The sequence below is a fragment of the Methylobacterium sp. XJLW genome (genome assembly GCF_003254375.1).
GTDB classification, from domain to species: domain Bacteria; phylum Pseudomonadota; class Alphaproteobacteria; order Rhizobiales; family Beijerinckiaceae; genus Methylobacterium; species Methylobacterium fujisawaense.
The window spans coordinates 4,969,048-4,982,024 of record NZ_CP016429.1; the positions used below are offsets into that span (position 1 = coordinate 4,969,048).

General features: G+C 72.2%; 11 protein-coding genes. 3 read left to right on the forward strand and 8 right to left on the reverse strand.

What is annotated here, in order from left to right; genetic code table 11:
• Positions 1-114: 114 nt before the first annotated feature.
• The 5 genes from A3862_RS23040 to A3862_RS23060 all read right to left on the reverse strand — a co-directional run bounded on the left by A3862_RS23040 (position 115) and on the right by A3862_RS23060 (position 7,582).
• The gene (locus tag A3862_RS23040; RefSeq protein WP_052083593.1) at positions 115-1,491 is read right to left on the reverse strand and encodes a DUF2778 domain-containing protein; all 1,377 of its coding nucleotides are present in this window, start codon (positions 1,489-1,491) and stop codon (positions 115-117) included.
• A 190-nt stretch (positions 1,492-1,681) separates the two neighbouring features.
• A complete protein-coding gene (locus A3862_RS23045; protein ID WP_043756804.1) occupies positions 1,682-3,010 on the reverse strand; it encodes an AmpG family muropeptide MFS transporter in 1,329 nt (442 codons plus the stop codon).
• Between the two features lie 148 nt (positions 3,011-3,158).
• The gene (gene mfd / locus A3862_RS23050; protein WP_043756801.1) at positions 3,159-6,755 is read right to left on the reverse strand and encodes a transcription-repair coupling factor; all 3,597 of its coding nucleotides are present in this window, start codon (positions 6,753-6,755) and stop codon (positions 3,159-3,161) included.
• Between the two features lie 274 nt (positions 6,756-7,029).
• The gene (locus A3862_RS23055; RefSeq protein WP_043351867.1) at positions 7,030-7,260 is read right to left on the reverse strand and encodes a hypothetical protein; all 231 of its coding nucleotides are present in this window, start codon (positions 7,258-7,260) and stop codon (positions 7,030-7,032) included.
• A 25-nt stretch (positions 7,261-7,285) separates the two neighbouring features.
• On the reverse strand, positions 7,286-7,582 hold the full coding sequence (locus tag A3862_RS23060) for an FAD assembly factor SdhE (protein ID WP_043351869.1): 297 nt from the start codon (positions 7,580-7,582) through the stop codon (positions 7,286-7,288).
• A 212-nt stretch (positions 7,583-7,794) separates the two neighbouring features.
• Between A3862_RS23060 and A3862_RS23065 the strand changes: the two genes are divergently transcribed.
• The 3 genes from A3862_RS23065 to A3862_RS23075 all read left to right on the forward strand — a co-directional run bounded on the left by A3862_RS23065 (position 7,795) and on the right by A3862_RS23075 (position 9,721).
• Positions 7,795-8,772, forward strand: a complete 978-nt coding sequence (locus tag A3862_RS23065; protein WP_043379664.1) for a quinone oxidoreductase family protein — start codon at positions 7,795-7,797, stop codon at positions 8,770-8,772.
• Positions 8,773-8,783: 11 nt separating this feature from the next.
• Positions 8,784-9,410 carry a bifunctional nicotinamidase/pyrazinamidase gene (gene pncA / locus A3862_RS23070; protein ID WP_043350665.1) on the forward strand — a complete coding sequence of 209 codons (627 nt, stop codon included), beginning with the start codon at positions 8,784-8,786 and terminating at the stop codon, positions 9,408-9,410.
• 110 nt (positions 9,411-9,520) lie between these two features.
• Positions 9,521-9,721, forward strand: coding sequence for a hypothetical protein (locus tag A3862_RS23075; RefSeq protein ID WP_043350668.1), 201 nt, complete (start codon positions 9,521-9,523; stop codon positions 9,719-9,721).
• 51 nt (positions 9,722-9,772) lie between these two features.
• Here A3862_RS23075 and A3862_RS23080 read toward each other — a convergent pair whose 3' ends face one another.
• The 3 genes from A3862_RS23080 to rimO form a co-directional block, all read right to left on the reverse strand.
• Positions 9,773-10,000 carry a hypothetical protein gene (locus A3862_RS23080; RefSeq protein ID WP_043379670.1) on the reverse strand — a complete coding sequence of 76 codons (228 nt, stop codon included), beginning with the start codon at positions 9,998-10,000 and terminating at the stop codon, positions 9,773-9,775.
• 161 nt (positions 10,001-10,161) lie between these two features.
• Positions 10,162-11,244: a DNA polymerase IV gene (gene dinB / locus A3862_RS23085; RefSeq protein ID WP_043379674.1), complete on the reverse strand. Its 1,083-nt coding sequence runs from the start codon at positions 11,242-11,244 to the stop codon at positions 10,162-10,164.
• A 209-nt stretch (positions 11,245-11,453) separates the two neighbouring features.
• Positions 11,454-12,815 (reverse strand): 30S ribosomal protein S12 methylthiotransferase RimO, encoded by a 1,362-nt coding sequence (gene rimO / locus A3862_RS23090; RefSeq protein WP_043761101.1) that lies wholly within the window; start codon positions 12,813-12,815, stop codon positions 11,454-11,456.
• Positions 12,816-12,977 lie beyond the last annotated feature (162 nt).

Genomic DNA, 12,977 nt, shown 5'->3' on the forward strand with positions numbered 1-12,977 from the left:
TGTCAGGGCTGGCGTCTGAGCCCCGTTAAGGCAGCTGGGGCGGGCGCGTAAAGCCGCGCCGCGCCGAAGAAGTCTCGAACTTTCGGCTCAGACGGTCGTCAACCCTGTCGCGCTTCAGCCCCGGCTGCCGCGGCGCCCGGCCAGGCCGATCCGGTTGAGGATGCCGCCGGCCTCGCTGCCGGCCACCACCACGAGGCGCCGGATCTCGCCCCGCAGGAAGGCCTGCAGGAAGCGGTTGTAGTCGCGGAAGGAGACGCAGCCGTTCGAGGCGCCGGGCTGCCGCAGCATGTAGGTGTGGGCGAGCAGGCCGTCGCGGCCGTGGATCGCGGCGCTGCCGCCCACCGGGTTGAGGCGGATCGCCCGGACCCCGTGGAACAGGCGCTCGCGCTCGGTCAGCGTGTAGGTGCCGGGCGGCGTCGAGCCGCGCATGCGCAGGTGGACGTAGCGCGGGTTGTCCATGGCCTCACCGAGGCCGGAATGGGCCTCCAGCACCTCGCCGGAGGGCAGCGTCACCGTGCGGGCGGTGATGTCGTAGACGGCCGTGCCGGCCACCGAATCGGGCTCCGGGCTGATCCGGGTGCGCGGCGCCTCCTGCGGCAGGGCGTCCGGGCTGGCATAGGCGAGCGCCTGACGGGGCTCCTGGCGGCTGTCCTGTGACGGCGCCGCGTTACCGACCCCGAACAGCTTCTCGAAGAAGGACGGCTCCTCGGCCATCGCGGCGCGGAACACGTCGCGGGTCCGGGGCAGGGCGCGGGTCGCCACCCGCGTGGCCGGGACCGCGGGCGCACGCCGCAGCTCGGGCGGACGCGACACCGGCAGCGGCACGAGGACGGAGGCGGGCGCGAGGGCGGCGGGCGTGGGCTCGGCCGCGGCGATCCGGACCGGGGCGGCCGGCGCCTCCGTGGTCGTCTCGCCCATCTTGGCCTGGGCGATCCGGATCTGGGCCATCCGGATCTGGGCCTGCTCGGCCGTCTGCGCGGCCTTGGACTGCTCGGCACGGGCAACCTGCCGGGCGATCTCGCGGACCGCCGGGGACGGCTCGGCACGGGCGATCTGGAAGGTGGCGGTCGGCGGGGCCTCGCCGAAGGCCGTCGCGGAACCGGAGCCCAGCGCCGGGCTCGGATCGAGCATCCAGGCGATGCTCGGATTCGGCGCGGCGTTGCGAGCGGCGTGCCGGATCGGGGCGGCGACCGGCGGGAGCCCGGACATCGCCCCGGTCGCGGCGACGGTCTGCTGGTCGATCCGGGCCGGCCCCTGCGGCTGGCTGAACACGGCCCAGCCGGCCAGGGTTATGCCCGTCAGGGAGATGAGCGCCGTCAGCCGGGCGCGGCGGCGCGCGCGCCGCATGGCGCTCGGGTAGGGCGCCCGGGTGCGGATGACGGGATCGTAGACGGTCTCGACGTAGGTGATGCGCGGCGGCGCCCGGCGCAGGGGCGCCGCGCTCGGATACGCGATCTGGAACGCGGCTTGGGACAACGCAGCCTGGGCCATTCGGGGAACTCGCGTACGCGCTTCCCCGTGGGCAGCCGCCGCCGTTCGCCCGCGAAAGCTTGTTTCCGCGCACGTGGCCTGGGTCGCCCGTCTGGGGAGGACATCAACCGTCCACCCCATTAAGCCGTGCTGTGGTTAATCCCCGCTAAAGAGACAGTTTCCGCGCGCGTTCCCGTGTTGGGACACAGCCTCAGATCGCCTGTCCGGGCGTGTCCATGGGCCCGTGGCGGCGCGCGACCAGCAGGCAGAGCAGGGCCACCGGCACGCCGATCAGGGACGTGCCGACGAAGAACCACGTGAACCCGGTCCGCTCGATCACGAAGCCCGAGAACCCGGCGAGCAGGCTGCCCGGCAGGGCGCAGAGCGAGGTGAGCAGGGCGTACTGGCTCGCCGCGTGCGCGGTCGCCGAGAGCCGCGACATGTAGGTGATCAGCACGATCGACGCGAAGGCGTAGGCGAAGCCGTCGATCCCCACGGTCAGCGCGAAGGTCCAGAACGCCGCCCCGCCATGGCCGCCGTGCCACGCGAGATAGGCCAGCGCGAGGTGCGAGGCCGAGGCCGTCACGGTGCCGATCAGCAGGCTCGCCATCATGCCGATCCGCGGGATGATGGCGCTCGCCAGGAAGGTGCCGCCGAGCGCGATCCAGAAGCCGAACAGCTTCGTCACGGTGGCGATGTCGGTGTTGGAGTAGCCGAGCGTCTTGAACAGCGGGATCGCCATGGCGTTCGAGACGTAGCCGGGCATCCGGAAACCCGCGACCAGCGCCAGAACCGGCACGGCCAGCGGCCCGAGCCGGGCGAAAAGGTCGCGGATCGGCGCCCACACGGTCTCGACGAATCCGCCGGTGGCGGGCGTCTCGGGGGCGGGGGGCTCGGGGGCGAGCAGGGCCGCGATCGTGCCGGGGGCCATCAGGGCGGCCATGCACAGGTAGGCGGCGCGCCAGCCATAGGCGTCAGACAGGTAGAGGGCGCCGGCGCCCGCCGCGAGGTTGCCGATCCGGTAGCCGATCTCCGACCACGACGACATCAGCGCCTGCCGCTCCGGGGGCGCGGCGGTGATGCGCCAGCCGTCGATCACCACGTCCTGGGTGGCGCCGGCCACGCCGAGCGCCAGGGAGAACGCCACCGTCCAGGCGAGCCAGTGGGCCGGATCGCCGAAGGCGACGCCGGCCAGCGCCAGGGCCACCAGGATCTGCGTGGCGACGATCCAGCCCCGGCGCCGCCCGAGCCAGCGGCCGATGAGCGGCGCGTCGTGGCGGTCGAGGAAGGGGGCCCAGAGGAACTTGAGCTTGTAGGCGATGGTCAGCTCGCTCATCAGCCCGATCGTGGCGAGCGGCACCTTGGCCTGGACGAGCCACGCCGACTGGGTCGCGTAGACGAGCAGGAACGGGATGCCCTGCGCGAAGCCGAGCCCGAGCACCGCGGCGACGCGCCGGTCGGTGAACAGGGGGGTGAGGAAGGCGTTTTTCTCGGATCTTGCCGGATCGGACGGGGCGCTGGCTGCGGCCGGGTTTGCCATCCACGCGTCTCCTGGGATTCGCGACGGAGAGAGCAGAGATGGGCGGGCGGTGCAACACACACGGCTTTCCCACCTGCCCCCTCATCCTGAGGTGCCGAGGCCCGCTGACGCGGGCACCTCAGGATGAGGGAGTCTATCGGGCGGATCGTTACGCCGCCTTCTTCCCCCGCTCGGCGATCTTCACGAGGCTGCGCAGCACCTCGGTGGCGGTCTTGAGCCGGGCCGGGACCGTATTCAGCTCGCGCACGAACACGACGCTCATGTCGGGCCGCACCTTCGCGAAGGAGGCCTGCTCGGCCACGTAGGCGACGAGCCCCTGCGGGTTGGCGTAGGACCGGTCGCGGAAATGGACCACCACGCCCTTCGGCCCGGCCTCGACCTTCTCGACGTTCGCCTTGAGGCAGAGGATCTTGATTGTGCCGATCTTGAGGAGTTGCTCCACCTCCGGCGGCAGCGGCCCGAACCGGTCGATGAGTTCGGCGCCGAAGCTCTCCATCTCGGCATCGTCCTGGAGGGTGGCGAGGCGCCGGTAGAGCGCGAGCCGCGCGCCGAGATCCTCCACATAGGTCTCCGGGATGGTCACCGGGGCGCCCAGCGCGATGGTCGGCGACCACGCCTCCTCGGGCACGTCCTCGATGCCGGCCTTGAGCGCCGTCACCGCGTCCTCCAGCATCTGCTGGTAGAGTTCGTAGCCGACCTCCTTGATGTGGCCGGACTGCGCGTCGCCGAGCAGGTTGCCGGCGCCGCGGATGTCGAGATCGTGGCTCGCGAGCTGGAAGCCCGCGCCCAGGGTGTCGAGGCTCTGGAGCACCTTGAGGCGCTGCTCGGCCTGGGCGGTGAGCTGGCGGTTCGCCGGGGTCGTGAACAGCGCGTAGGCCCGGGCCTTCGAGCGACCGACCCGGCCGCGCAGCTGGTAGAGCTGGGCCAGCCCGAACATGTCGGCCCGGTGGACGATCAGCGTGTTGGCGGTGGGGATGTCGAGGCCCGATTCCACGATCGTGGTCGAGAGCAGCACGTCGAACTTGCCCTCGTAGAAGGCCGTCATCACGTCCTCGAGCTGGCCGGCCGCCATCTGGCCGTGGGCCACCGCGACCTTGATCTCGGGCATCTCGGCGTCGAGGAATTTCTTGACCTCGGCCAGATCCTCGATCCTGGGAACCACGTAGAAGGACTGGCCGCCGCGGTAGCGTTCGCGCAGCAGGGCCTCCCGGATGGTCAGCGGGTCGAAGGGTGTCACGAAGGTGCGCACCACCAGCCGGTCCACCGGCGGCGTCGCGATGATCGAGAGCTCGCGCACCCCCGTCATGGCGAGCTGGAGCGTGCGCGGGATCGGCGTCGCCGACAGCGTCAGCACGTGGACGTCGGCCTGGAGCGCCTTCAGCCGCTCCTTGTGGGCGACGCCGAAATGCTGCTCCTCGTCCACGATGATCAGGCCGAGATCCTTGAAGGCGATGTTCTTGGCCAAGAGGGCGTGGGTGCCGACCACGATGTCGACCGTGCCGGCGATGAGCCCCGCCCGCGTCTGCTTCATCTCCCCGGCGGAGGCGAAGCGGGAGAGCTGCGCCACCTGAACCGGCAATCCTTTGAAGCGCTCCGCGAAGGTCCGGTAGTGCTGGCGGGCCAGCAGCGTCGTGGGGACGATCACCGCCACCTGCTTGCCGGAGATCGCCGCCGCGAAGGCGGCGCGCAAAGCCACCTCGGTCTTGCCGAAGCCGACATCGCCGCAGACCAGCCGGTCCATCGGCCGGCCGGCATTGAGGTCGTCCAGCACCGCGTCGATCGCGTTGGCCTGATCCTCGGTCTCCTCGAACGGGAAGCGGGCGGCGAATTCCCCGTAGAGCCCCTCCGGCGCCTTGAGGGCGGGGGCCTTCCGGACGAAGCGCTGGGCCGCGACCTTGATCAATTCGCCCGCCATCTCGAGGATGCGGCGCTTCATCTTGGCCTTGCGGGCCTGCCACGCGCCGCCACCGAGCCGGTCGAGGGCGACCTCGGAATCCTCCGAGCCGTAGCGGGTCAGGAGCTCGATATTCTCCACCGGCAGCAGCAGCAGGCCGCCGGTGTATTGCAGCTCCAGGCAATCGTGCGGGGCACCCGCGGCGTGGATCGTCTTGAGGCCGACGAACCGGCCGATGCCGTGGTCGGCATGGACCACGAGGTCGCCGGGCTGGAGCGCCTGCACCTCCAGGATCACGTCCTGGGGTCTCTTGGCCTTGCGCTTCTGGCGGACCAGCCGGTCGCCCAGGATGTCGCCCTCGGAGACCACCGCGAGTTCGCCCGCGGTGAAGCCCGCCTCCAGGCCCCAGACGGCGACCGCCGCGTCGGTGCCGCGCTTCAGCGCGTAGACGTCGGTGAGCCGGGTGATCGCCACCGGCTTCTTGAGGCCGTGGTCGGTGAGCACGCCGCAGAGCCGGTCGCGGGATCCGTCGGACCAGGCGCCCAGGATCACGTGATGACCGGATCCCTGGAGGTCGCGGATATGCGCCACCGCGGCGTCGAACACGCTGGCATTCTCGTCGGCCCGCTCGGGGGCGAAGCTCCGCCCGGCCTTGGCGCCGCAATCGATCACGGCGCGCTCCGTGGATTCGGGCTGCGCGAAGGGCGTCAGCCGCGCCACCGTGGCGGTGGCGATCCGCTCCTTCAGCTCGTTCGGCGTCAGGTAGAGGGCCCGGGGCGGCAGCGGCTTGTAGGGAGCGACGCCGGCCTGCGGCGTCTTCATCGCGCCCTCGCGGGCCTGGTAATAATCCTGGACGAGGCTGATCCGCTCGGCGGCGGCGTCTTCGACCTGCGGGTCGAAGACCAGCGGCACGCCGCCGAGATAGTCGAACAGCGTGTCGAGGTGGTCGTAGAACAGCGGCATCCAGTGCTCGAGGCCGGCGTAGCGGCGCCCCTCGCTCACGGTCTCGTAGAGCCGGTCGTCCCGGGTCGCCGCGCCGAAGCTCTGGATGTAGCCCTGGCGGAAGCGCCGGATCGTCTCGGTGGTGAGCTGGACCTCGCTCATCGGCATCAGGTCCAGCGAGCGGAGCTGCCCGGTGGTGCGCTGCGTCTCCGGATCGAAGGCGCGGATCGATTCCAGCGTGTCGCCGAAGAAGTCGAGGCGGATCGGCGCGGCTAAGCCCGGCGGCGACAGGTCGAGGATGCCGCCGCGCACCGCATACTCGCCGGTGTCGCGCACGGTGCCGGTGCGCAGGAAGCCGTTGGCCTCGACCCAGGCGACCACGTCGTCCATGGACACGACGTTGCCGATCGCCGCCGAGAACGCCTCCTTGGCGATGTGGGTGCGGGGCGGAACCCGCTGCACCAGGGCGTTGACCGTGGTGCAGAGGATCCGCGGGCGGTCCTCGGCGGAGCGGGTGCGGGCGAGGCGGGCGAGCGCCGTCATCCGGGCGGCGGCCGTGGCCGTGGTCGGCGAGACCCGGTCGTAGGGCTGGCAATCCCAGGCCGGCAGGCTCATCACGTCCATCTCGGGCGCGACGAAGCCGAGCGCCGCCTGGAACGAGGCCGAGCGTCCGGAATCCCGCGCCACGTGGACCAGCACGGCCGGCGCGTCGACGGTGGGCGCCAGGGCACGGGCGAGGTCGGCGAGCGCCAGCGCGTCGAAGCCCTCCGGGGCGTTCGCCAGGACCGGGCTGTCGCCGCGCTTCAGGGCGTCGATCGCCCGGGCGAGCGCCGAGGATTTCGGCAGGGCGAAGCGCGCGACCTGCGGCTTGGCGGCGGGGGCGGGGGGCTTCGGCTGAGGCTTGGCCATCGGGTCTTTCGCGGGAAATCCCGCCGGGCGCGTCAGGGGTAGAGGTCGGGTGGCGTTAGCCGATCGGGCCGCCGCGATAAAGCATGGCGGCGGCGGCCGGGCGGCGGGACAGAGCCTATATGGACGCTCCGTCGCGGCAGGGAACGGCCCTGCGCCGATGGGCGGCCGATCGTCGGTGAGCCGGGCGCAGGATGGCGCGCGGGTCCCCTCTCCCGCATGGAAGAGGCCGCGGCCCGCGCCGCGTCGGGGCCGGGGATACCCCGGCGCATGCCCCTCAGGCGTCCGGCCCGACGATCTCCGCCAGCGCCGCCTCGACCCGGCCGCGGAAGAAATCCGCGTTGGGCATGTGCTCGGTCATCGCCCCGGCGCGCACCGTCGCCTGCCGCAGGATCTCGGCGCGGAGCGCCGGATCGGAGCGCTCCATCATCTCCAGCATGATCCGCACCACCAGCTCGGTGGCGATCGACCGGGCCGGGTGATCGTAGTTGGGCTTGGGTTCGTCCATCGCGGGCACTCTCGACCGGTCGCTCTCAGGAATGGATCGGCGCGTCGTGCCGGTGGAACGCCCGCACCCGCCGCCAGACCGACGTGTCGTAGTTCGACGGCGTCTCGACCTCGCCGGTGAGCCACTTGAACAGGTCGCGGTCCGGCACCTCGATCAGCGCCTCGAACTGGTCGAGCTCCGCCTCTGACAGGTCGCCGATCTCGGCATCGGCGAAGCGGCCCATGATCAGGTCCATCTCGCGGATGCCCCGGTGCCAGGCGCGGTAGAGGAGGCGGCGGCGGCGCGGATCGAGGTCGGCGCTCGTGCGGGTGGTGCCGGACATGGATCTCGGACCTCGGCTGAGGAAGGGCAGGAGCAGGGACGAGGGCTAGATAGGCGCCCAGGACCGGCGGATCCAGAACGGCGGCGCCCCTGGGCGGGTTACAACCGGCGCACGGGCGGCGTACGGGGGCCCAAAAACGAATTGCCTCCGGCGGGCGCTCCGTTATCTCGGGCTGCAACGCCCCGGACGGGGCGGCGAGCGGGAGCAGGACGATGCCGAAGGCGATCCGGGTCTACGAGTACGGCGGCCCCGAGGTGATGCGCTTCGAGGACGTGCCCCTGGCCGAGCCCGGCCCCGGGCAGATCCGCGTCAAGCAGGCCGCCATCGGCGTCAACTTCATCGACATCTACTTCCGCACCGGCGCCTACAAGTCCCCGCACATGCCCTACACCCCCGGCAAGGAGGGCGCCGGCACCGTCACGGCGGTGGGCGAGGGGGTCTCGCAGTTCAAGCCCGGCGACCGGGTCGCCTACGGCTCGGTGGCGGACGGCTGCTACGCCGAGGAGCCGGTGATCCCGGCCTCCGCGGCCGTGCCGATCCCCGAGGGGGTCGACGAGAAGACCGCCGCCGCCATGATGCTCAAGGGCCTGACCGTCGAGTACCTGCTGCACCGGACCTACGCGGTGAAGCCCGGCGACACGATCCTGTGGCAGGCGGCCGCCGGCGGCGTCGGCCTGATCGCCTGCCAGTGGGCCAAGCACCTCGGCGCCACCGTGATCGGCACCGCCGGCAGCCCCGAGAAGGCGGAACTCGCCAAGCAGAACGGCTGCGACCACGTCATCCTCTACCGCGAGGAGGATGTCGCCAAGCGCGTGCGCGAGATCACCGGCGGCAAGGGCGTGCCGGTGGTCTATGACGGCGTCGGGCAGGCGACCCTGATGGGCTCGCTGGACAGCCTCGCACCGCTCGGCCTCCTGGCGAGCTTCGGCTCGGCCTCGGGGGCGATCACCGGGCTCGACCTCGGCCTGCTGGCCCCGCGCGGCTCGCTCTACGTGACCCGCCCGACGCTGGCGACCTTCACGTCGGACCGCGCCACCCTGGAGGAGGCGGCCGCCCGCCTGTTCAAGGTGGTGCGCGACGGCGCGGTGAAGATCGCGGTGAACGCCACCTACCCGCTGGCCGAGGCGCAGCAGGTCCACCGCGACCTCGCGGGCCGGGAGACCACCGGCTCGATCGTGATGCTGCCCTGAGGCCCGCGACCGTGACGCCCGGCAACGCCGACCTGCTCCTCGTCGTCGACGTGCAGGTCGATTTCCTGCCGGGCGGGGCGCTCCCCGTCCCGGGGGGCGACGCGGTGGTCGAGCCGATCAACGCGCTCCAGCACCGCTTCCGGCATGTGGTGCTGATGCAGGACTGGCACCCGGCGGATCACGTCTCCTTCGCCGAGACCCATCCCGGTCGGGCGCCGTTCGAGACCATCGTGCTGCCCTACGGGCCGCAGGTGCTGTGGCCCCGGCACTGCGTCCAGGGCAGCCGCGGGGCCGCCTTCGCGCCGGGGCTCGCCACCGACCGGGCGAGCCTGGTGGTGCGCAAGGGGCTGGATCCCCGGGTCGACAGCTACTCGGCCTTCCTGGAAGCCGACCGGGCCACGCGCACGGGCCTCGCGGGGGCGCTCAGGGAGCGCGGCATCACCCGCGTCGCCGTGTGCGGCCTCGCCACCGATTTCTGCGTCGCCTGGAGCGCGCTCGACGCCCGCGACGCCGGCTTCGAGGTCCTCGTGGTGGAGGATGCGGTGCGCGGGATCGACGTGGACGGGTCGCTGGCGCAGGCCTGGGCGCGGATGGAGGCGGCGGGCGTCCGCCGGATCGCGGCGGCGCAGATCGGCTGAGCGCCCCGGGGCGCGGGAGGCGAACCGCCGCATGCCGCGCGGGAGACCGCCCCCGCCCCAACGCGTTGGCCCGACATCGGCATCCGGCAGGATGCCAGTCAGGAGCCAGCATGTCAGGCAAGCACCCGAAGACCGACACGCCGACGGACGCCGACCTCAAGGGCAATCCCGGGATCGGCACGTCGAAGGGGATGAGCGGCGCCGACCCGGCGGATCTGCAGGCGGATTCGACCTTCGAGGGCGACGTCGACAACGAGACGAAGCGCGACGGCGGCGTCGACCCGGACCACCGGCCGCGCAAGAACGCCTGACCGAGCCGGCGTGACGGCACGCCCGGGCCGGCCCGGCCCGGGCGATCCCGGTCAGCGGGCGCGGGCCGGCGGCTTCGGCCGCTGGGGCGCCGGGCCGGTCGCGAACCCGGCGGATGGGCCGCTCGCCGGGACGTAGAGCTGGGCGGGGCTCGCGGTGTAGCCCAGGAGCTGCGCCGCGTTGGCGGCCCCGAAGGCGGCGGTGCCGTCGGCGCGGGCGGCGTGCACCGGGACGGTCAGCAGGAGCGCGGCGGACAGGGCCAGGACGGCGGGCTTCGACATGGGACGGACCCTTCGGTGCGCGCGGTCCCGGGGAATGCCGGTCCGCGCCGGATGGATCCCATGTGGGGGCGGCCGCGCGGGCCCGGCGTGCGCGACCGCACGACGATCCCGCGTCGCATCAGCGCGGGCCGCGCGACGGGGCCCCGCGACGGGGCGCCCCGTCAGAGCGCCAGCCCGAGCTGGAGCGGCGCCTCGGGCGCGTCCTGCGCGAAGCCCGACAGCGACACCCCGATCAGCCGCGCGCTGCGCCGCAGGGGGAACAGGCCGGCGAGCAGGTCGAGGCCGATCCGCTCCAGCGCCGCCCGGTCGGCGACGGGGACGGACAGCGACTTCGCCCGGGTGACTTGGGCGAAATCCGAGAATTTCAGCTTCAGGGTCACGGTCCGGGCGCGCATCCCCTTGGCCTCGGCCCCCGCCCAGACCTTGTCGAACAGCGGCGCCAGCCGGGCGGCCAGGACCTCGAAGGCCGCCGTATCCTCCGAGAAGGTGGTCTCCGCCCCGATCGACTTGCGCACCCGGTGGGCGCGGACCGGCCGCTCGTCGATCCCCCGGGCGACCGCGTGGTAGTAGGCGCCCGCGGAGCCGAAGGTCTCGCGCAGGCGCTCCGGCGTCCAGGCGCGGAGATCCGCCCCGGTCTCGATCCCGAGCCGCTTCATCTTCGCCTCGGTGACCGGACCGACGCCGTGGAACCGGCCGATCGGCAGTTCGGCCACGAAGTCCGGCCCCATGGCGGGGGTGATGACGAACAGGGCGTTCGGCTTCCTGTGGTCGGACGCCACCTTGGCGAGGAACTTGTTGTACGAGACCCCGGCCGAGGCCACGAGCCCGGTGCGCTCCAGGATCTCGGCCCGGATCGCCTTCGCCACAGCCGTCGCCGTCGGCAGGCCCAGGAGGTTCTCGGTGACATCGAGATAGGCCTCGTCGAGGGCCACCGGCTCGATGAGCGGCGTGTGCCGGGCGAAGACCGCGCGGATCTCTTCCGAGACCGCCCGGTAGACCTCGAAGCGCGGCTTCACGAACAGCAGGTCCGGGCAGAGCCGCCGGGCCGTGGCCGACGGCATGGCCGAGCGCACGCCGAACTTGCGCGCCTCGTAGCTCGCCGCCGCCACGACGCCCCGCTCCCGCGAGCCGCCCACCGCCAGGGGCTTGCCGCGCAGGGACGGGTCGTCGCGCTGCTCCACGGAGGCGTAGAACGCGTCCATGTCGATGTGGATGATCTTGCGGAGCGCGACCTCCGGATCCATCGCCGCCTCGGAGATCCGCGGTGAGTTCCTGCTCTGTTCCAAAGACCGCGGTGGGCCGGCGGGGTCAAGCCGCGTCGGAGAGGGCTTCAACAGGAGTCCGGCCCGCGCCCGTCATCGCGAGCGCAGCGAAGCGACCCAGGGCAACGCGACGTCGGTGAGCGCAGCCCCAGCTGGGTCGCTTCGCTGCGCTCGCGATGACGGGGACAGCCTTACGCCACGCTGCCGTAGAGGTCGTAGGCCTCGGCCCGGTCGATCTTCACGGTGACGATGTCGCCGACCCGCACCGGGCGCCGGAAGGCGGCGTGGACGGTGCCGTCGATCTCCGGCGCGTCGGCCTTGGACCGGCCCCGGGCGACCCCGCCCTCGACGGCATCGACGATGATCGGCAGCCGCTTGCCGACCTTGGCGCGCTGCAGCCGCAGCGCGATGCCGTTCTGCGTCTCCATGAACCGGCGCTTGCGCTCGGCCTTCACCGCCGGCGGCACGAGGTCGCCGAGCGCGTTGGCGGTGGCGCCCGCCACCGGCTCGTACTCGAAGCAGCCGACCCGATCGAGCTTGGCCTCCTGCAGCCAGGCCAGCAGCTCCTCGAACTCGGCCTCGGTCTCGCCGGGGAAGCCGACGATGAAGGTCGAGCGGATCGCGAGGTCCGGGCAGGTCTGCCGCCAGCTCCGGATCCGGTCGAGCTGGCGCTCCTGGTTGCCGGGCCGGCGCATGCGCTTGAGCACCGACGGGCTCGCGTGCTGGAGCGGCATGTCGAGGTAGGGGAGCACCTTGCCCTCGGCCATCAGCGGGATGACCTCGTCCACGTGCGGGTAGGGGTAGACGTAGTGGAGCCGCACCCAGGCCCCGAGCTCGCCGAGCTCCTTAGTCAGGTCGTAGAACTTGGCCCGGACCTGCCGGTTGCGCCACGGGCTCTCGGCGTAGCGGATGTCGACGCCGTAGGCGCTGGTGTCCTGCGAGACGACGAGCAGCTCCTTCACGCCGGCCTTCACCAGCTTCTCGGCCTCGCGCAGCACGTCGGCGGCGGGGCGGCTCACGAGATTCCCGCGCAGGGACGGGATGATGCAGAAGCTGCAGCGGTTGCTGCACCCCTCCGAGATCTTCAGGTAGGCGTAGTGGCGCGGGGTGAGCTTGATCCCCTGCGGCGGCACGAGGTCGAGGAACGGGTCGTGGGCCGGCGGCACCGCCTCGTGGACGGCGGCCACCACCGACTCGTAGGCCTGCGGCCCGGTCACCGCCAGGAGATCCGGATACTTCTCGCGGATCTCCTCCGGCTGCGCGCCCATGCAGCCGGTGACGATCACCCGGCCGTTCTCCGCCATGGCCTCGCCGATGGCCGAGAGCGACTCCGCCTTGGCCGAATCGAGGAAGCCGCAGGTGTTGACGATCACCACGTCGGCGCCGTCGTGCCGGCGGGCCAGCTCGTAGCCCTCGGCGCGCAGGTGGGTGAGGATCCGCTCGGAATCGACCAGCGCCTTCGGGCAGCCCAGCGACACGAACGAGATCTTGGGGGCCGTGATTTTGGATTCGGCTCCGGAAGCGGGGCCGCGGGGAGCAGGCGTGGCGGTCATGGCATTCGGGTCGGACAGGCCCGGCGCGGGCAACCGAGGATCGGTCGCTCGAAGCGCGAGGACGGGAATTCGGGATCGCGGTTCTTATACAAGCTCCCGCGCCGCCGCGCGAGACCGGCCGCCGCAGGGGTGACCGGACCGGCGCGCGCCGCTGACGCAGAA